General features: G+C 67.3%; 14 protein-coding genes. 2 read left to right on the plus strand and 12 right to left on the minus strand.

Annotated elements, in window-relative coordinates; translation table 11 throughout:
• Genes kdpB through BZG35_RS16270 form a run of 3 tightly spaced genes read right to left on the minus strand, consistent with a single transcriptional unit; the run spans position 1 to position 3,907 of the window.
• A complete protein-coding gene (gene kdpB, locus BZG35_RS16260; protein WP_077357261.1) occupies positions 1 to 2,085 on the minus strand; it encodes a potassium-transporting ATPase subunit KdpB in 2,085 nt (694 codons plus the stop codon).
• A gap of 13 nt (positions 2,086 to 2,098) precedes the next feature.
• Positions 2,099 to 3,808 carry a potassium-transporting ATPase subunit KdpA gene (kdpA, locus tag BZG35_RS16265; RefSeq protein ID WP_077357263.1) on the minus strand — a complete coding sequence of 570 codons (1,710 nt, stop codon included), beginning with the start codon at positions 3,806 to 3,808 and terminating at the stop codon, positions 2,099 to 2,101.
• Positions 3,809 to 3,820: 12 nt separating this feature from the next.
• On the minus strand, positions 3,821 to 3,907 hold the full coding sequence (locus tag BZG35_RS16270; RefSeq protein WP_077357265.1) for a potassium-transporting ATPase subunit F: 87 nt from the start codon (positions 3,905 to 3,907) through the stop codon (positions 3,821 to 3,823).
• Between the two features lie 757 nt (positions 3,908 to 4,664).
• On the opposite strand from BZG35_RS16270, the gene BZG35_RS16275 reads away from it, so the two are divergent.
• Positions 4,665 to 6,158, plus strand: a complete 1,494-nt coding sequence (locus BZG35_RS16275; RefSeq protein ID WP_077357267.1) for a site-specific integrase — start codon at positions 4,665 to 4,667, stop codon at positions 6,156 to 6,158.
• Between the two features lie 216 nt (positions 6,159 to 6,374).
• Complete coding sequence (locus BZG35_RS18445) at positions 6,375 to 6,794, plus strand: DUF1353 domain-containing protein (RefSeq protein WP_077357269.1); 420 nt, start codon at positions 6,375 to 6,377, stop codon at positions 6,792 to 6,794.
• Between the two features lie 215 nt (positions 6,795 to 7,009).
• Here the strand turns inward: BZG35_RS18445 and BZG35_RS16285 are convergent, their stop codons facing one another.
• The 9 genes from BZG35_RS16285 to BZG35_RS16325 all read right to left on the minus strand — a co-directional run bounded on the left by BZG35_RS16285 (position 7,010) and on the right by BZG35_RS16325 (position 18,315).
• The gene (locus BZG35_RS16285) at positions 7,010 to 8,551 is read right to left on the minus strand and encodes a class I SAM-dependent methyltransferase (protein ID WP_077357271.1); all 1,542 of its coding nucleotides are present in this window, start codon (positions 8,549 to 8,551) and stop codon (positions 7,010 to 7,012) included.
• A 244-nt stretch (positions 8,552 to 8,795) separates the two neighbouring features.
• On the minus strand, positions 8,796 to 9,239 hold the full coding sequence (locus BZG35_RS16290; protein ID WP_077357273.1) for a DUF4260 domain-containing protein: 444 nt from the start codon (positions 9,237 to 9,239) through the stop codon (positions 8,796 to 8,798).
• A 310-nt stretch (positions 9,240 to 9,549) separates the two neighbouring features.
• Positions 9,550 to 10,095, minus strand: a complete 546-nt coding sequence (locus BZG35_RS16295; RefSeq protein WP_171981990.1) for a cytochrome b — start codon at positions 10,093 to 10,095, stop codon at positions 9,550 to 9,552.
• Between the two features lie 276 nt (positions 10,096 to 10,371).
• A complete protein-coding gene (locus BZG35_RS16300; protein ID WP_077357277.1) occupies positions 10,372 to 11,061 on the minus strand; it encodes a TetR/AcrR family transcriptional regulator in 690 nt (229 codons plus the stop codon).
• Between the two features lie 168 nt (positions 11,062 to 11,229).
• A complete protein-coding gene (locus tag BZG35_RS16305) occupies positions 11,230 to 12,051 on the minus strand; it encodes a MipA/OmpV family protein (protein WP_077357279.1) in 822 nt (273 codons plus the stop codon).
• A gap of 81 nt (positions 12,052 to 12,132) precedes the next feature.
• Positions 12,133 to 12,609 (minus strand): DoxX family protein, encoded by a 477-nt coding sequence (locus BZG35_RS16310; protein ID WP_077357281.1) that lies wholly within the window; start codon positions 12,607 to 12,609, stop codon positions 12,133 to 12,135.
• Positions 12,606 to 15,698 (minus strand): efflux RND transporter permease subunit, encoded by a 3,093-nt coding sequence (locus BZG35_RS16315; RefSeq protein WP_077357283.1) that lies wholly within the window; start codon positions 15,696 to 15,698, stop codon positions 12,606 to 12,608. Before BZG35_RS16315 ends, BZG35_RS16310 begins: the two co-directional genes overlap by 4 nt.
• A complete protein-coding gene (locus tag BZG35_RS16320; protein WP_077357285.1) occupies positions 15,695 to 16,876 on the minus strand; it encodes an efflux RND transporter periplasmic adaptor subunit in 1,182 nt (393 codons plus the stop codon). The genes BZG35_RS16315 and BZG35_RS16320 overlap by 4 nt, the downstream gene beginning before the upstream one ends.
• Positions 16,873 to 18,315: an efflux transporter outer membrane subunit gene (locus BZG35_RS16325; protein WP_150126075.1), complete on the minus strand. Its 1,443-nt coding sequence runs from the start codon at positions 18,313 to 18,315 to the stop codon at positions 16,873 to 16,875. The genes BZG35_RS16320 and BZG35_RS16325 overlap by 4 nt, the downstream gene beginning before the upstream one ends.
• Positions 18,316 to 18,434: the final 119 nt, after the last annotated feature.

The following is an 18,434-nucleotide window of genomic DNA, read 5'->3' on the forward strand; positions in this document are numbered from 1 at the left end:
TCAGGCCAGACCGAGGCCGGAGATGACGAGATCGATCAGCTTGATGCCGACGAAGGGGGCGATCAGGCCGCCGAGGCCGTAGATCAGCAGGTTGCGGCCCAGCAGCGCCCCGGCCCCGACGGCGCGGTATTTGACGCCGCGCAGGGCCAGGGGGATCAGGGCCACGATCACCAGGGCGTTGAAGATCACCGCCGACAGGATCGCGCTTTCCGGACTGCCCAGATCCATGACGTTCAGGGCCCCCAGCGCCGGCAGGGCGACTACGAACATCGCCGGGATGATGGCGAAATACTTGGCCACGTCGTTGGCGATCGAGAAGGTGGTCAGGGCCCCGCGGGTGATCAGCAGCTGTTTGCCGACCTCGACGATCTCGATGACCTTGGTCGGGTCTGAGTCCAGATCGACCATGTTGCCGGCCTCGCGGGCGGCCTGGGCCCCGGTCTGCATGGCCACGCCGACGTCCGCTTGCGCAAGGGCGGGCGCATCGTTGGCCCCGTCGCCGCACATGGCGACCAGCCGCCCCTTGGCCTGTTCGGCCTTGATCAGCCGCATCTTGTCCTCGGGCGTCGCCTCGGCGAGGTAGTCGTCGACCCCGGCCTCCGAGGCGATGGCGGCAGCGGTCACCGGGTTGTCGCCGGTGATCATCACGGTGCGCAGGCCCATGCGGCGCAGGTCGGCGAAGCGGGCCTTGATGCCGGGCTTGATCACGTCCTTCAGGTGGATGATGCCGACCAGCAGACCGTCCTCGACCACCGCCAGCGGCGTGCCGCCCGAGCGGGCGATGCGGTCGACGGCCTGGCGGAACTCGGCCGGCGTCTGGTCGTCGGTCCGGTGCAGCGACTTCAGCACCGCGTCGACCGCCCCCTTGCGCCAGGACTTGACGCCAGAGCCGTCAGAGGGGGCGTCCACGCCCGACTGGCGTGTGGTGGCCGAGAAGGGGATGGCGGTGGCCCCCTCGGGCAGGTCGACGGACAGGCCGGCGTTGCGGCCCAGTTCGACGATCGACCGGCCCTCCGGCGTCTCGTCGGCCAGGGAGGCCATGACGGCGGCGCGCAGGGCGGCCTCGGGCCGGACGCCGGGGACGGGGATGACTTCCGTCGCCATGCGGTTGCCGAAGGTGATGGTGCCGGTCTTGTCGAGCAGCAGGGTGTCGACGTCGCCGGCCGCCTCCACCGCGCGGCCCGAGGTGGCCAGAACATTGACCTTCAGCAACCGGTCCATGCCGGCGATGCCGACGGCGGACAGCAGACCCCCGATCGTGGTCGGGATCAGGGTGATGAACAGGGCCCCCAGGACGATCGGGTCCAGGGCGATGCCCGAATAGGCGCCGAGCCCCAGCAGGGTGACCACGGCGATCAGGAACACCAGGGTCAGGCCGGCCAGAAGCACCGACAGGGCCAGCTCGTTCGGCGTCTTCCGGCGGTCCGCGCCCTCGACCATGGCGATCATGCGGTCGAGGAAGGTCGAGCCGGGGGCGGCGGTGATCCGCACCTTGATCCAGTCGGACACCACCGTGGTGCCGCCGGTGACGGCCGAACGATCGCCGCCGCTCTCACGGATCACGGGCGCGCTTTCGCCGGTGATGGCGGCCTCGTTGACCGAGGCGATCCCCTCGACGATCTCGCCGTCGGAGGGGATGACGTCCCCGGCCTCGACCAGCACGACCTGGCCCACCTGCAGCTCTCCGGCGGGCGTCGGGACCGTCAGGCCGGTGGCCGGATCGACGATCAGCTTGGCCTTGGTGGTGACGCGGGTGGCGCGCAGGGAGTCCGCCGCCGCCTTGCCGCGCCCTTCGGCGACGCTTTCGGCGATGTTGGCGAACAGGACGGTGGCCCACAGCCACAGGGCCAGCTGGAGGGCGAAGCCGGCCGCCTCCCCCGCCACGACGGCGGCGACGGCCGAGACCGTCGCCAGCAGGGCCACGATCCAGGTGGTGAAGATCACCGGGTTCCGCAGCAGGCGGCGTGGGTCCAGCTTGACGAAGGCGTCGCCGAGCGCCCGGCCCAGCAGGGGACCGGACAGGCCCCCCGCCAGAGGCGCGGCGCGGGAAGGCTCGCCCGACAGGTCGGGGTTTGCGAAAGTCATGTCAGGGGTCCGATCAGAGCCCGGCCACGACGGCGAGCATCTGGAAATGCTCGACGAGGGGACCAAGGGCGAGGGCGGGGAAGAACTGCAACCCGCCGAGGATGAGGATGACGCCGATCAGCAGGCCGATGAACAGCGGCCCGTGGGTCGGCAGGGTGCCGGGGCTGGGGGCCAGTTTCGGCTTGACGACCAGGCTGCCGGCGATGGCCAGCACCGCGATGGCGGGAACGAACCGGCCCATCAGCATGGCGAGGCCCAGGGTCGTGTTCCACCACGGCGCGTTGGCGGTCAGGCCGGCGAAGGCCGAGCCGTTGTTCCCGGCCGCCGAGGTATAGGCGTAGAGCATCTCGGACAGGCCGTGGGGGCCGTCGTTGAGGAGCCCTTCCAGCGCCGTGGGCAGGACCGCCGCGACGGCGGTGAAGCCGAGCACGGCCAGGGGCAGCACCAGGACCGCGATCATGGCGTACTGGATCTCGCGCGCCTCGATCTTCTTGCCCAGATACTCGGGGGTGCGCCCGACCATCAGGCCGGCGACGAACACCGACAGCACGGCCATGACGACCATGATGGCGATGCCCGAGCCGATCCCGCCCGGCAGGATCTCGCCCAGCTGCATCAGGTACATCTGCAGCGCCCCGCCCAGCGGCAGGTAGCTGGCGTGCATCGAGTTGACCGAGCCGTTGGAGGCTCCGGTGGTCTGCACCGCCCAGGCGACCGAGGCCGGCACGCCGAAGCGGACCTCCTTGCCCTCCATATTGGCGGAGGCGTCGACGCCCGCCGCGACGAGGGACGGCGCGGGCTGGGTCTCGATGGCATACATGGCCGCCGCCGACAGGCCGAGCAGCACGACGGCGGCGAGGATCAGGGCGCGCACGTCTTTCTTTGCCAGGACGCTGCGGCCGAAGGCGAAGAAGGCGGCCCAGCCGAGCACGTTGATCGAGATCGCCGTGATCAGGTTGGTCAGGGGCGTCGGGTTCTCGAACGGGTGCGCCGAGTTGACGTTGAAGACGCCGCCGCCGTTGATGCCCAGCTGTTTGATGGCCAGTTGGCTGGCGGTCGGGAACAGGGACAGGGTCTGGGACCCGCCCTCCAGCCCCGTCGCGCCGGCCGAGGCGGCCAGGGTCTGGGTCACGCCCAGACCGACCAGCACCAGGGCCAGGACGATGGACAGGGGCAGCAGGACCCAAAGCGTCGTGCGGGTCATGTCGGCCCAGAAATTGCCGACCCCCTCGCCGCGGCTGGCGACGAAGGCCCGGGCCAGGGCGGCGGCGATGGCGGCCCCGGTGGCGGCCGACAGGAAATTCTGCGTCGTCAGCCCGACCATCTGGGTCAGCGTCGACAGGGTGGTCTCGCCGCCGTAGCTCTGCCAGTTGGTGTTGGTGACGAAGCTGACGGCGGTGTTGAAGGCCAGATGCGGCGACAGACCCTCGAAGCCTTGAGGGTTCAGCGGCAGTCCGCCCTGCAGGCGCAGCAGGGCGTAGAGGGCGATGAAGCCCGCGCCGTTGAAGGCCAGCAGGGCCCCGGCATAGCCGAGCCAGCCCTGGCTGTGCGTCGGGTTGACCCCGGCGGCCCGGTAGAACAGGCCCTCCACCGGCTTCAGCACCGGGTCGAGCCAGGTCCGCTCGCCGTTCCAGACGCGCGACATATAGATTCCCAGCGGCCAGCCGATCAGGGCGGCCAGGCCGAGGGTCAGGGCGATTTCCGCCCATCCTTGAAGGTTCATGGCGGCGGCTCCCTAGAACCGCTCGGGGCGCAGCAGCGCCGCGACCATGTAGACGGCGACGACGACCGCGCCGGCCCCCCAGAGTATGGCAACCAGCATTGTCACACCCGCTTCAGGGCAGCGGCGAGAACGGCGAAGGCGACGAACGCACCGCCGCCGACGCCCAAGAAAATAAGATCGGCCATGCCGACGCCTCCAGCTCAACGTTAAGGCGGGGTTTGAGCACCGGCGGGCGTAAGCGCTCCATGGGCAAAGGGATTGTCGGCATAAGGGAAACGTAAAGGTGGGTACAGCGAGCCGGCGTCGGCTCGCTTGGGACGACGTGCCCCGTCGACGCGGGTAACTTGCGGCCCCAAGGCCGGCGTCGGGCAACACCGCACCCGCTCTGCTGAAGGCCAGTCACGCAGTCAGAGCGCGGATAGCCGGAGCCGTGGGCTCAGGCGCTGATGAGTACCAGACCCGACCCTGAACTATTATTTAACAAAAACAGCAACAAGGCCGTCTAGGACATGGCTTGTTACAGCCGAACGGGTCGCTTCACGCTGACGTCCGATCTTCTATGTCTCTGATTTCATCAATTAAATGGCGCGCCCGGAACGATTCGAACGTCCGACCCTCAGATTCGTAGGAAGTTTCGAAGCCAGTTTCGGGCGGTTCCAGGTTGTTTCAGTTTGCTTCACAAACTATTGTCTTCGTTCATATTTTTCCTAATTGTCGGTATGTTTGCGTTTCAAGCGGTTTCACCCTTTTTTTGTTTTTCTGTGCCCCATATGTGCCCCAAAGCGATTTCAAGACTGATCGCCTGACGGGTCGCGGGGAACGCGATCCCTAACCCGATGCGTGCGGAGGGGGCTAAATGAGCAAGGTCAAACTCACCGATCGGTATGTCGCGACGATCACCGCTGAGCCTGGAAAGCGGCTCGAGGTATTCGATCAGCACCTGATGGGCGCGGGGCTGATGCTGCGGGTGACCGACACCGGCCGCAAGGTGTGGATGGTCCGGTACAGGACCGACGACGGACAGCAGCGACGTCTGAACCTCGGCATGTACCCGGACATTGGTCTGGGGGAGGCGAGAGGTCGGGCTGCAGAGGCGCGCAAGAAGGCCGTCGATGGCGACGATCCGGCCGGAGAACGGCGACAGCGGCGGGCCGAAGCCCGTTCGAACCCTCTAAAGACCTTCACCGATCTCGCCGACAGCTATTTCGCGGCGAGTGAGGTCGGTGAGTGGAAGCCGCGAAAGACGAAGAAGCGCGCGTCCACCCTGGCCGGTGAGAAGTGGCTCTGGGAGCGACACATCAAGCCTGAGCTCGGCGATCTACCCATCGACGACGTGACCCCGGCCGCCATCAAGAAAATCCTGCGCTCGCTGGTGGCGACAGGGCGCGAGTCAACGTCCAACAAGGTCCGGGCTCAGATCCGGCAGATGTTCAACTATGCGATCGAGCAAGAACGGGTCACCGTCAATCCGGTCGCCAAGACGACCGCCCTGGGCGACGAGGTGCCCCGGCAGAGGGTGCTGAACGACGACGAGATCCGGGCGCTCTGGACCGCTTTGAGCGATCGAAGCGGACTGGTGCGTAAGAACAAGCCTGCGGCCGAAAGCAGGGTCTTCATCGGCGAGCCCGTCAGCATTGCCATGAAGCTGCTCCTGGTCACTCTGGTCCGTCGCGCCGAGATGTCGGGCGCGGCGCGCACCGAGCTCGACCTCGAGAACGGTATCTGGCTCATCCCGGGTGCCCGCACCAAGAGCAGGCGGCCCCATCTGGTCCCGCTCAGCTCGACCGCCGTTTCGCTGTTCAGGCGTGCGATCCTGATCGCAGACGCCAAGCACATTGATCCCTCGCCATATGTCTTCCCTTCGCCGCGCGACCGCAGGCAGCCGATCACGCCGGCCGCTCTCACCCACGCCTTGCGACATGTGCGCGAAGCTCTGGATCTGGGGCGGCTGACGCCGCATGATCTCCGCAGAACGGGCGCGACGAACATGGCCAGCGAACGGCTGGGAGTCTCACCCTTCCTCATCGGCAAGGTGCTCAGCCATTCGACGGAAACGGGCGGGGCAGCGGTCGTCACCCTGACTACCTATGCCCTGTACGACTACGTGAAGGAGAAGCGAGCCGCGCTCGACGCCTGGGAGGCGCTGCTGAATACCATCCTGTGGGGGAAGCCCGGGGACAAGGTCGCGGGGTATTTTCCGGACGTGGTGCCGCCGGCGATGAGCGAGGAGCTCCGCCGGCGCGTCGCCGATGACCCGGCCTTCCGACAAGCGCTGATCAATGAGCTTCTGGGCCTGCCGACGACCGCGACGACGAGGCAGGCGCGAGTGACGAAGCTCCGCGATCAGTGATCTACTCTTTCGAGACAGTAACACGGACTGGGGCTGTCGGAACTCCTGCCCCAGGCGGAACAGGCCTTTCCTAGCCCTTGGGACCTGGAGCGTCGCGAAGTGAGGAGCGTTCTTTCGGGACCGGACCAGATGCGAGTGGACACGCGGATGATCCAACCGCGCGTCGACTAGCGACCGCTAGACTAAGCTGCGCGCCAGAGCTTTGTATCGTTCTCTGTGCCAGACCAAGCCACAACTGATCCGAGCCGCGCCGCCGTTTTCAGCTCAACTTTATCTGGTGCTGCTCCACAACCGGGCGGCCTGGCAATCCGGGACGGCCGCTCGCTGTGGGCACTGCAGCGCGCAATATTCTATTGCAGCGGCTGCGGACGCGACGAGGAGATCATCGTGCCGGCCAAGCTGGTCAAAGACCCAACCTCCATACCGCGTCTGGTCTGGTCCTTCAATCAACGCCCTAGTCCGCGGGTGAATGCCGCGATCGAACACGATTCCCTTTACGATACCGAGGGTGACGGGCAAGTGGAGCGAAACGGTCGGGGTCGACGACTTTCGAACTCAGATTCCGCACACTGCCGGCGAAACGCCGATGGAGTATCTGACACGCTGGTGCATGCTTCTCGCAGGTCATCGCCTTGAGTCCTCGCACGAGGCCATTGCGGCCATCGCTGCGTCCCCTTGGCTTTGCGCGTTCAGCACAGCGTTCAAGCGGGTGACGGGCTGCACGCCCCGACAACACAGTCGGATTGTCCCATTGCAGGTCTCGCCCCTGGCCGAGGATCCACAGCTCGCTTGAGATCACGTCGGCACCGTTTAGGCCGAGTTCCACAATTGCCGGGCACGCACGCGATGGCTCAGTCCACAATGCCAAGCGCCCTGTACATCGGCACGACGCTGCTCAGAAACCGGTCGGCCATCTCCGCCAGAACGCTCAGATTATCCGCCTGCGTGGTCATCTCCTGACCATTCTTCACCGCGCGCTCATTGGTCCTCTGGAAGATCGCCCAGGTTTCGGCGGCCAGCTGATCGGCCGAACGATGCCCGGCCCACCAGGCCCTCAGGAACACCTGGTCCGGGCGGGCGCAGGGAACGCCGCCTCCCACTACGGGGGCGGCCAGGTGCTTGAGGTAGGGTCCCGTCACCGCGCGCTGAAGGACGTGTTCGTTATAGGCGCGTGATCGCAGACGGGCGTCGGGGCCGGGGTTCCGCGCGGGACGAAGGACATCGAGTCCAACGAGAACGGTCAGGGCGGACACGGCGTCCATCCGCTTCAAGGCGGGCAGATTGGCCAGGGCGAGGATTTCCGGGAGGGCCTTGGGTTTGTAGCCGTCGGCCGCGAGGGCGTCCGCCAGAGGGGCGTAGACCTCTTCGGGCAGGCTCGCGTCTCCCAAGGCTCCCGGGACGGTGAAATCGATCCGGTCCCGAACGCAATCGAGCACAAAGGTCTGGCTATCCCAGAACGCTTCCTGTTCAGCGACCGACATCCGGATCGCACCTTTGACATACACGTCCGGCCGGAAGCGCTGATTGACGAGATAGTCGCGTATGGATTCGCGGAGCTCGGGGTCCTTGAGACGATCCAGCAGGGCCACTCCGGCCGGGGTCAGATTGACGTCATTGACCCGATCGAGCAGACGCGCGGACGATACGAATGTCAGCTTGGCCTTCGCCATGTCCGCCGCCACATCCGCGAAATAGGGCACATACCAGTCGGCGTTGAGATACTCGTGGGCCAGGTATTGCGCGCTGTGTTTGCTCAGGCCCGCGGCATGGCTGACGGCGGGTCTGATGTCGGCGAAGAAGAGCGGATTGACCGCGACCACCTCCTCGACGAATGCCAACGCGCGATCGACCTCCCCGCCCCCGCCGGCGTTTCCGCTCAGGATCCGGTTGCTTCCAAGGCGCATCAGATGCCTTACCGGGTCAAGCCCGGCCCAACCCGGTTGGGCGTTGTAGCTGACATAGGCGACCCCGCCCGGGCGAAGTCGGTCCTGAATGAGCTGAAGGAGGACCTGACGATTGGCCTCAGAGATCCAACTCCAGACGCCGTGCGCTACGATCACGTCGAACATCGGCAGGTCCTGTCGGACCGCGAACCGCGCGAAGGCGTCGTCAAACAGCCGGACCCTGGCACCTGACGCATCGGCGAGGTCCTGCGCATGAGCCACGTGGGCCGGATTGAAATCGACCCCCCAGTGTTCGCCCTCCCCGGCGGCGGCGTGAAGGTTGATCGAGACGCCCCGTCCGAAGCCGAGCTCCAGATAGGTCGGCGCTTCGGGTATGCGGCAGTGAACGCCGGCGGCCCGGCAGACGAACCTCAAATGATCCGGCCCCAACCGGTGATAGTAGCCGGAGGTGTACTCCGACCCGACGTAATAGCCGTCCGTCCAGTCCATGATGTCGCGTGTCTCAAGCCTCGGGGAGTATCGGATGACGACCGGGCGCCAGAGGACGCGGTGGCCGGAGCGCCGGAGACACGGACGCCGAGAACGGCTCCCGCCAACAAGTCTCCGTCTGGCGACTTAAAGGTCGGACGCTCGTTTTGTCAAGCGCCGGCTGGGGTCCCGTGCCCGTCGGACGATGGGATCCAACCCTGCTGCGGGCCGGCTGCTGCGGCGCGGCCCAGACACACCTCAGGGGTCAGCGAGGCCGTTCAGTGGCCGCTCGGCGTCCGACACGCCCCAGGTGCGTGGCTCCGAAGCCTGACCTGTATTTCAGCCCGTAGCCCAGCATGCGGTCCAAGCCGATGTGAGCGATCCAGACGAGGGTCACCGGCAGCAGGACGCCCAAGTCGAACAACCAGGCTGTCGCGGCGACGAGGGCGGGGACGAGATAGCTATGTCCCAGGTTATAGGCGATCGCTCCGACGCGCGGCCCTGCGAGATACCCGAGCATCACGGCGTCTGGCACGAAAAACAGGATCGCCGCCATCCACCAGCCTTCGCCGGACTGCGAATAGGCGATCGCGGCAGCCGCAAAAACTGCGCCGCCCTCGCACCTCAGCAGGAGCAGGGGAAGACCGGCTACGCTCCCGGCGGAGTTCAGGTCGGAACGGACGGTCGTCGCCGACGGTTCGATGGGCATGGGGTCTCCGCCTTCCTTGGGCGCTGCAGAGCCGTCCGGCTGCGTCGCCGAAGCGAAAGCTCCGCGGGCGGCAGGACATCCGGATCGAATTGGTCGGTCCATTGAAGGATGCGCCCGTCGCGAAGGCCGCAGACGGCGATGCGGGTGGGAACCGTCCGCCCGCGTCGCCGTCCAGAAGCGGTCCGGGCCGGTTGGCTCCGACGGCATCCAGAGCCGCTGTGAGGACCCGGATCAGATTGTCGCCGGCGCCTCCAGAGCGTTGGGACCGGTGCGCGTCGAGCTCGGGGTCGCCGGTCATGATCCGATGCGATCACACCGGCCGCATACGGCCGAGCAGGCCGTCCTTGTCCCAGAACTGATGTTTGAGCGCTGCGAGAACGTGCACGACCACCAGGGCCTTGGTCAGAATGGTCAGGCTTGTGTGCACATTCCCTGTCAGATCGCCGAGGTTCGGTAGAAAGGCGACTGGAAACAGACCGAAGACCCGCACCTGATCGACGTCCAGTCGGTCGATCCCGTAGGGCACGATCGCAAGCAGACCCGTCACCGGAAGGGCGATGAGGAAGACGTAGAAGGTCGAATGCGTCGCTTTCGCCGCCCAGGCCTCCCAGGGCCGCATCGTGCGAGGCAGCTTCGGGGGCGGATTTCCCATTCGCCACAATAACCGGGCAATGCCGAGAAGCAGGATCAGAACCCCGATGGTGGCGTGCGTCGAGGGCTGCCAGCCGGCGAGCGACGCGCCCTCGGGGCGACGGATGTAATCCTCCCCCCACAGCAACATGAAGATCATCAGGAGCGCAGTGATCCAGTGCAGCCAGATGGCGGGGCGGGTGAAGCGGTCCTGGGGCGGGGTCATTCGGGTCTCTCGTCTGAAGGGGCGGGCGCGGTTCGTGACGCTGGCGTGGGCAGGGGCGAGGCTGGACCGTCTGGCCTGGCGTGGATTGGTCGTCCGCCACGCCGTGGTTGCGCGAACCGGGCCGGACAGCCCGTCAGTGCGCGCGGACCTGCTGGACCTGCACATCCCTCTCGGACCGAAAGCCGGGCACGGCGGGTGGACGGTCCGCGCGTCTTCACCTGGAGACATCTAAGTCTTCACTTGGAGAGAAGTCAACCGGCCAGCGGCTGGCGAGACCTATTGGCCGGGTTCGACCGCGGCCGCAGCCTTTGCGATATCCGTCGGAGCGGGCTCGAGCATCCCGCAGACGCTGTTGATCACCGCCGAAAGTCGGGCGACCTGCTCCGGTGACTCCAGACCCATTCCGCCGAATCCCATATGCGGGCGGCGTGAACGGATCGCGAGGTAGTGGATGGCGGCGGAGAGCACGAGCAGCAGGTCCTGACCATCGACCCCGTCACGCGTCTGCCCCAGATCGGCGAAGTAGAGACGCGCGATCTCGGCGGTGGAGTCCTGCCGCCGCTCCATCATGCGCCGGGTCAGCTCATTGCTTTGCCGCGTTTCGGCGGACATGAGTTCGGTCATCATGGGCCGCGCCTTGATGGCGACCGCCAGATTGATGAGGATTCGGGCGCACCGCTCGGAGAGCGGCAGGTGTTCGATGGCCCCGTTGTCGGTCAGTTCCTCGACGGTCGGCCAGAACTCGGAAGAATCCGCATAGGCCTGAAACAACCCGTCCAGACTGCCGAAGTAGCGATTGATGAGCATGTGATCCACGCCCGCCCGTCTCGCGACCGTACGCGTTCCCAGCGCTTCGAATCCGTCGTCGGAGATCACCTGCCCGACGGCGGCGACGAGCCTGGCCTCTGTGGCAGCCCGATCGCGGGTCTGTCGAACGCGAGGCTGGATCTTGGAAAGGGGGGACATGGGTTCTTCTGTTCGGCTCGTCAGCACATTAGGCCGGGATGGCCCCCGACGCCAAACCGCTCCGCAATCGGGCGGTCGACGATCGGACGATTCCCGCGCCCGGCGATCGCCGACCGTTGGAACGGACAGCGATCACCGGCGCGGAAGTTCGCAGGATTCGGACTCGGCTCAGAACGCCCGGAAGATCGCGAAGCCCACCTGCATCTGGTTCTCCGATCCCTGCTCTGTCACGATCGGCGTGTCGGCGGCATCGCCCAGAAGGCGGTCATAGGAGGCGAACAGGGCCATCCCCCAACGTTCGTTCAGCTGGTAACGCAGATTCGCCGAAAGTCCCGCGCTTTCCAGGCCGGCTTCCGCCTGAAATGGCGTCAGACCGGATGCGACGGCACCGGCGGCGTCCACGCCGAAATAGGTCTGCATGTAGCTATCGTCGGCCCAGACGATGTTGGCGCCGACGCTGTAGCTCAGCCGTTCGGTGATCGGCGCCGAGTAGCTGGTGTCCAGCCCGACCGAATAGCCTTCGTGCGCATCGCCGAGATCCGCCATGAATTTGACCCCTGCAGCGATCGTCCCGCCGCCGACCTCCCAGTTCATCTTCGCGAAGGCCCCGCCCTCGAGCGCGCCGTCGATGGTCGGCAGGAGGCGGACGATCTCGTTGCTGATATCGTCGTCCCGACCGGATCGGTACCCGATCACGGGTCCTGCCTCGAACCGGCCGTTCGGGACCAGATCCAGTTCGAAATCGGCTCCCTGCATCGACAGGGTGGTGCCGCCGAGCCCGTACCGGAAGCCGACGAACGGGCGAGGCTGGAACTCGTAGTCATCGGAGCCGCGGAACTCGGGTCGATACAACCCGGCGACGCCGAGGATGGGGTGGAAGCCTTGTTCGGGCCGATCCGCTTCGGGGCGGTCCTGGGCGAATACGGGATGAGCGATCAGCAGGGCGCCGAGCGCGACGGACGCGCCGAGGGAGGAGATGGAAGAACGCATGGTCAGGTCTCTTTCGTGGTCTGGAGGGGAGGCGGGAAATTTGAACGGACGCCGGTTGGAGGCTGTGGCGGTGAGGCAATGTCAGCGGGGCAGAGCCGCATCTGGACGCACGGCGGGCGGCGGATGGGCCTGACGGCCGACGATCACGCCGATCCCGAGCGCCATGAGGATGAGGTTCGTGACGACGTGTCCGGGCTGAAGGGAAGCCCCGTGGATCAGGGCCATCACCGCAGCCGAAACCGTGATCGCCAAAGCGGAGCCGAACATCGCGGGTCGGCCGAACCGCCACGACAGAAGGGGGCTGAGCAGGAGGACGGCCAGCAACAGCTCCGCCCACCCGACCACGGTCACGAGGACCGGCGGCGCGTAGGTGGGCCAGGACAGAAGCGCGATCAGAAGTTCACGAGGTTCCGTCAGCTTGGCGTAGCCGGCCGCGACGTAGAACATCGCCAGCCAGCCCTGGAGGGTCCAGAGCAGCGGATTGGCCCAGACGCTGCGAAGGCGAGATGTCTTCGCCTCGTAGCGCCCGACGGACGCGTCGTGGTCTGCGGAGGTCATGGCGCGGTCTCTCCTGGCTTGGGATCAGGGGCGTGGCGGGTTCGAATGACCGGTGCTCGGAACAGCCGCGCCAGCCGGCGTTCGACACCGGCGGTGACGCTGAACACGACGGGCACCACCAGCAGGCTCAGGAGGGTCGAGGTGACGAGCCCTCCGATCACGGCGGTGGCCATGGGCTGCCGGAAACTAGCGTCAGCGCCGAGACCTATGGCGACGGGCAGCATGCCCGCGATCATCGCCACGCTCGTCATGATGATCGGCCTGGCCCGTTTGTGGCAGGCGTCGACCAGGGCGTCGACCATGGGGAGCTCGCGCTCGCGCATGCTCACAACGGCGTATTCGACCAGAAGGATCGAGTTCTTGGTGACGATCCCCGTCAGCATGACGAGACCGATCATGGCCGGGACATCCAGTTCGCTGCCTGCCACCAACAGGGCGACGAAGGCGCCGCCCATGGCCAGGGGAATGGCCGACAGAATGGTCAGGGGTTGGAGGACATCCCTGAACAGCAGGATGAGAATGCAGAACATGCACAGAATGCCGGTCACGATCGCGACGATGAAGCCGGACGCGAGTTCGCCGGCGATTTCACCGTCTCCGGACTGGATCAGGTGGACACTGGTGGGCAGGCCGACTGCGGCCGGAAGCGCCATGGCCTGACTGGTGGCGCGACCCAGGGGGGTCCCCCCGAGATCGGCGTTCAGGGTCATCTGGCGCTGACGGTCATAGCGATCGATCTGGGCGGGACCGTTTTCGAGCGAGAGGGTGGCGATGTCGCCAAGGGGCGTCGATCCGCCGCTCGAAGGCACCCGCAGACGCGCCAGGGCGTCGGGATCGCTCCGGTCGACGTCGGTCATCCGAACACGGATCGGTATCTGGCGATTGTCGAGATTGAGCTTGGCCAGTGCGCGATCGAAGTCGCCGCTGGTCGCTATCCGGACGGTCTCGCCAATGGCGGCCGTCGAGACGCCGCGTTCTGCGGCGCGCGCGAGGTCGGGCCGGACGACGACCTCGGGCCGCTCCAGGCTCGCCGTGGAGGCGACGTTGGACAGTCCGGGGACGGTGCGCAGGTCGTGTTCGAAGGCGCGGGCGGCGGCGGTCAGCGCCTGGGCGTCGTCACTGGCCAGGATCAGGGACAGGGCTGCGCCGGGCCCTCCACCGACGGTGAACCGTGCGCCCGGTACGGCCGTGACCGCAGTCCGCACTGCGGTTTCGATCTCAGCCTGGGCCGGCCGCTCGCCCCTGGGTCTGAGTTTGAGCGTCACCGTGGCGCGCCGGACTTCGGCCGCCGAGGGGCCGTCTCCTCCACCCTGGGCCGTGCCGATGGCCGTGAAGGTGGAGGCGACGCCATCCAGACCGGACAGGCTGCGTCGCACCGCTTCGGCCACGGCCCGCGTCTCTTCAAAAGCGCTGCCAGGCGGCAGTTCGATGTTGACGGAGGTGGAGCCACGGTCGGCGGGCGGTATCAGCCCGGTCGGGATCAGGGGGACCAGGGCGACCGAGCCGATGAACAGGGCCAAGGCGGCGGCGAGGGTCGCGCCGCGATGGGCGAGGCACCAGCGGACGGCGGCGAGGTAGCGGCGCATCACCGCGCCGTCCCGCTCGGTCCGGGACCGGCTCGCTCCGAGGAGGTAGGCCGCCATCAAGGGGGTGAGCAGTCGTGCGACGAGAAGCGAGGCCATCACGGCGATGACCGCGGTCCAGCCGAACTGCCGGAAGAAGAGGCCGGGGATCCCCGACATCAGGGCGGTCGGCACGAAGACGACGACAAGCGTGAGCGTGGTGGCCATCACGGCCAGGGCGATCTCGGTCACCGCGTCGCCGGCCGCCTGCACTGCCGGCTTTCCCATGCGACGATGGCGTTCGATGTTCTCGATCTCGACGACGGCGTCGTCGACCAGAATGCCCACGATCACCGCCAAGGCGAGCAGGGTCACGGTGTTGAGAGAGAAGCCGAACCAGTCCATGACCGCGAAGGTCGGCAGAATGGACAACGGCAGCGCGGCTGCCGCGATCAGGGTCGCGCGCCAGTCACGCAGGAAGAGGAAGACCACCAGGACCGCGAGCAGCGCGCCCTCGATGAGCATCTGCATCGAGCCGTGATATTGCTCGAGGGTGTAGTCCACCGAACTGTCGATCGGCGTCACCGACAGGCGAGGGTCTTCGGCCTGCAAGGCGGCGAGAGCCTCGGCCACGCCCTGGGCGACGCGGGTTTCGTCCGCGCCCTTGGCGCGGAAGATGTTGAACCCGACGACCGGCGTGCCGTCGAGCATCGCGGCCTGGGTTCGGTCGCCGATCGTGTCACGGATTTCGGCCACCTGGTCGAGCCGCAGACTCCGGCCGTCCGCAAGGACGATCGGCATCCGCGCCAGGTCCGAAGCCTGTGCCGCGGTCGCGACCGTACGGATCGCCTGTTCGCCGCCGCCCACCTGCGTGCGCCCTCCGGAGGATTCCTGCTGGGTGTCGCGAAGCGCGCGGGAGACCTCTGCGGCCGTGGCGTTCACGCCGGCGAGCCGGACGGGATCGACCTCGACGCGGATTTCCCGCTGGACGCCACCGACGCGCTCGAATTGCCCAACCCCGGGGACGGCGAGGATCGCCTTGGCCACCTCGTCATCGACGAGCCAGGACAGGGCCTCCTCATCCAGGCCGGCGGCGGCGACCGAATAGGTCAGGATGGGGCCGCCGGCGATGGTGACCGCTGTCACGATCGGCGGCTGCAAATCTTGCGGGAGATCCGTTCGGACCCGGTCCACCGCGTCCTTCGTCTCCGCAAGAGCCTCTGACAAGGGCTTTTCGAGCGCGAACTGCGCCATGATCTGGACCCGTCCATCGGTGATCGAGGTCCGGATGTGCTCGAGGCCGGCCAGGGTCGCGATAGAGTTTTCCACCCGACGCGCCACCTCGGTTTCCAGCTGGGAGGGCGCGGCCCCCGGTTGCGACAGGCTGACGGTGACCGACGGCAGGTCGAGATCCGGCAGGTTCTGGATGGAGAGCTGGGTGAAACCGCGCCAGCCCGCCAAGGCCAGCAGGACAAACAGCAGGATGACGGGAACGGGGTTGCGGATCGACCAGGTCGCGAGGTTCATCCGCCAGCTCCCGGTCCGACCGGCGCTGCGTTTGGCGAGGCGAACTTCACGGCGTCTCCGTCGTTCAGGAACGCGACGCCGGTCGTCACCACACGACCGTCGGGCGGGGTGGCGCCGATCAATTCAACGCGGCCGCCGCGCCTGCGCCCGATGACGACGGGATAGGCGGTGAGACGCGAGACGCCGTTCCGGGTGGAGACGCCGAACACCAGGCTCCGCCCATCGCGGATGACGACGCTTCGGGCCGGGGCGGCATTCACAAGTCCGTCGGCGATGGCGATCCGCCCGGTGACATAGGTTCCGGACCGGGCGCTGCCAGGGGTGATGTCTGCGTAGACCAGACCGAGGCGGGTGCTGGCGTCCACCCCCGGGGCCGTCTGACGCACGCGAGCGGAGGCGACCGTCCCGTCGCTCAGGGTCAGGCTCACACTCTGACCCGGCCGCACCTGAGCCAACTGGGTCGCCGTCAATTCGCCACGCCATTCCAGGCGACCTTGGCGGATGAGCCGGAACATCTCCTGCCCGACGCCGACGATGGACCCCTGGGTCGCCGCTCGCGCGCTGATCACTCCGTCGTCGGGGGCGCGGATGTCGGCATAGCGCAACTGGACCTGCTGCACCCGGAGCTCAGCCGCCGCCGCTCTGGCTCTCGCTCGGGCGGTACCGGCTTCGGTCTCGTAACGAAGGCGTTCCTGATCGCTGACCGCGCCGGTTCCCGCCAGTTGCGCGGCGCGCGAATGATTGGCTTCGGCCTGGACGGCTTCGGCCTCGGCTTGCTGCAGCAAGGCCTCGAGCCGGTCGGCCTCGGCCCTGAGCTGGTCCGCGTCCATACGGAGCAACACCTGGCCCGCGCGCACCCTGTCGCCGACGCCGGCATACAGGGCGTTGATCTGAAGACCGCCCAGCGCGCTGCCGATGACGGTCTCCTGCCAGGGTGTCACCGACCCGGAGGCCTCAAGGGTCACCGGCCAGGTCTCTCGAACAAGCGGTTCGACGCCGATGGCGATGGGGGGTGTCGTGGCCGTCTCAGCCGACGCGGGGGAGGCATCGGTACGCGAGACGACCACGACGGTCCCGGTCACGCCGATCAGGAGGACAACGGCCCCCACGGCGAGCCAGGGACGGCGGCGCAGGAGACGCGCGGGCGCGCTCCCGGACAGGGCGGATGACCAGGTCATGTGTCGGATTCTTCCGTAGCGGGGGTCGCGCCGCCCAGGGCGAGGACAAGGGCGATCGAGGCCTGGCCGCGATCGCGCCGTGCGGCGACGGCGCTCTCCTGAGCGGCGTTGTATTGCCGTCTGGCGTCCTCAAGCTCGAACTGACTGACTGCGCCAGAGCGCCACTGCGCCTCGACGGCACGGAGAACGAAGGCCGAGGCGTCGAGAGCGTCGGCGCTGGTGAGTTCCCGGGCCCGGGCCGAGTCCGCCGCCGCGATCGCGTCATCAATGTCTTGTGCCGCCCGGCGAATAGCGAGTTCGACGCCGGCGGACATGCCGCGATACCGCGCTTCCGCCCCCTGGACGTCCGCGGTGCCGCGCCCGCCGTCCAGGAAAGGGATCGACAAGGCCGGCCCAAACGCGCTGGCGATCACGTCGAGCGCGGATCCGGACGCATCGAACCATCGCCCGCTCAGGACGGCTGCGAGATCCAGGCGAGGCATTCGTTCGGCTCGCGCCGCCTTGACATCCGCGATGGCCGCTTCCGCGTCCTGGCGGGCGGCCGACACGGCCAGATGGTCGACGAGCAGGTCGGCCGGGAGACGCGTCGAGGCGATCCAGGGGGTTGGCAGACGGCTGGGCGCGCCGATCAGACGATCGACCTCGAGGCGACCCATGCCGGCGAGATTGGCCAGCACATTGCCCAGACGGTCGCAATCCTGTCGGCGAAGCACCAGACTGGTTCTCGCGGCCGCCAGCCCGGTCGCCGCGCGGGCTTCGTCAATCGGCGCGGTCAATCCGGCCTCGCGACGCAACCGGGTCAGGTCCAGCGTCGCGCGGCGGGACTCGATCTCGACGGCGAGGTTGGCCTCCGACACGCGGCAGGCCTGGAGCTGCAGAGCCGCATCGGCGATCTGCGTCGTGAGGGCGAGCCGCATCAAGGCGGCGTCGGCTGTCCTCGCACTGAGCCTCGCGCGAGCGGCCGCCGAACCTGCCGCCACGCGACCGAACAGATCGACCGTCCAGTTGAGGTCGAGACCCCCATCGAGAACGCGCGCCTCGCTGCCGTCGTCGCTGTTCTCCTGAGTCGCGGAAAACGACCCGTCGGCCGTGGGGCGACCATCGGCGCGCGCTGCCCCCAAGGCTGCGGCGGCTTCATCGATCCGGGCCGCCGCCTGCTCGAGGCTGGGATTGGAGATCAGGGTACGCTCGATCAGCATCTGGGCGACCGGATCGATACGCCCAATCCACCAGCCGGTCGCGGTAATCGGGCCGCCGGTCCGCGCTTCATCGGCCCCCTTGACCGACGGGGATGCCTGCGCCGCAGCCCCCTGCCCCGCGGCAAGGGCAAGCACGGCGCAAGCGGTCGCGAGAGCGTGACCCGCCGAACGCGATGAAGGCTGGATACGGGCTGAACAAGGGCTCGACATGGAGGACGAATGACACCAGATGCGGCCCAAGTCGCCGCTTGGAGATATGAACACTCCACTTGGAGACAAGTCAAGCCGGTGGCGTAGGGCTCAGTATCCCGGGAGGCCTGCGACGTTGGAACGGAAGGTCGCGCGGCACCGCTTCGGCC

It is taken from the genome of Brevundimonas sp. LM2 (assembly GCF_002002865.1).
GTDB lineage: Bacteria > Pseudomonadota > Alphaproteobacteria > Caulobacterales > Caulobacteraceae > Brevundimonas.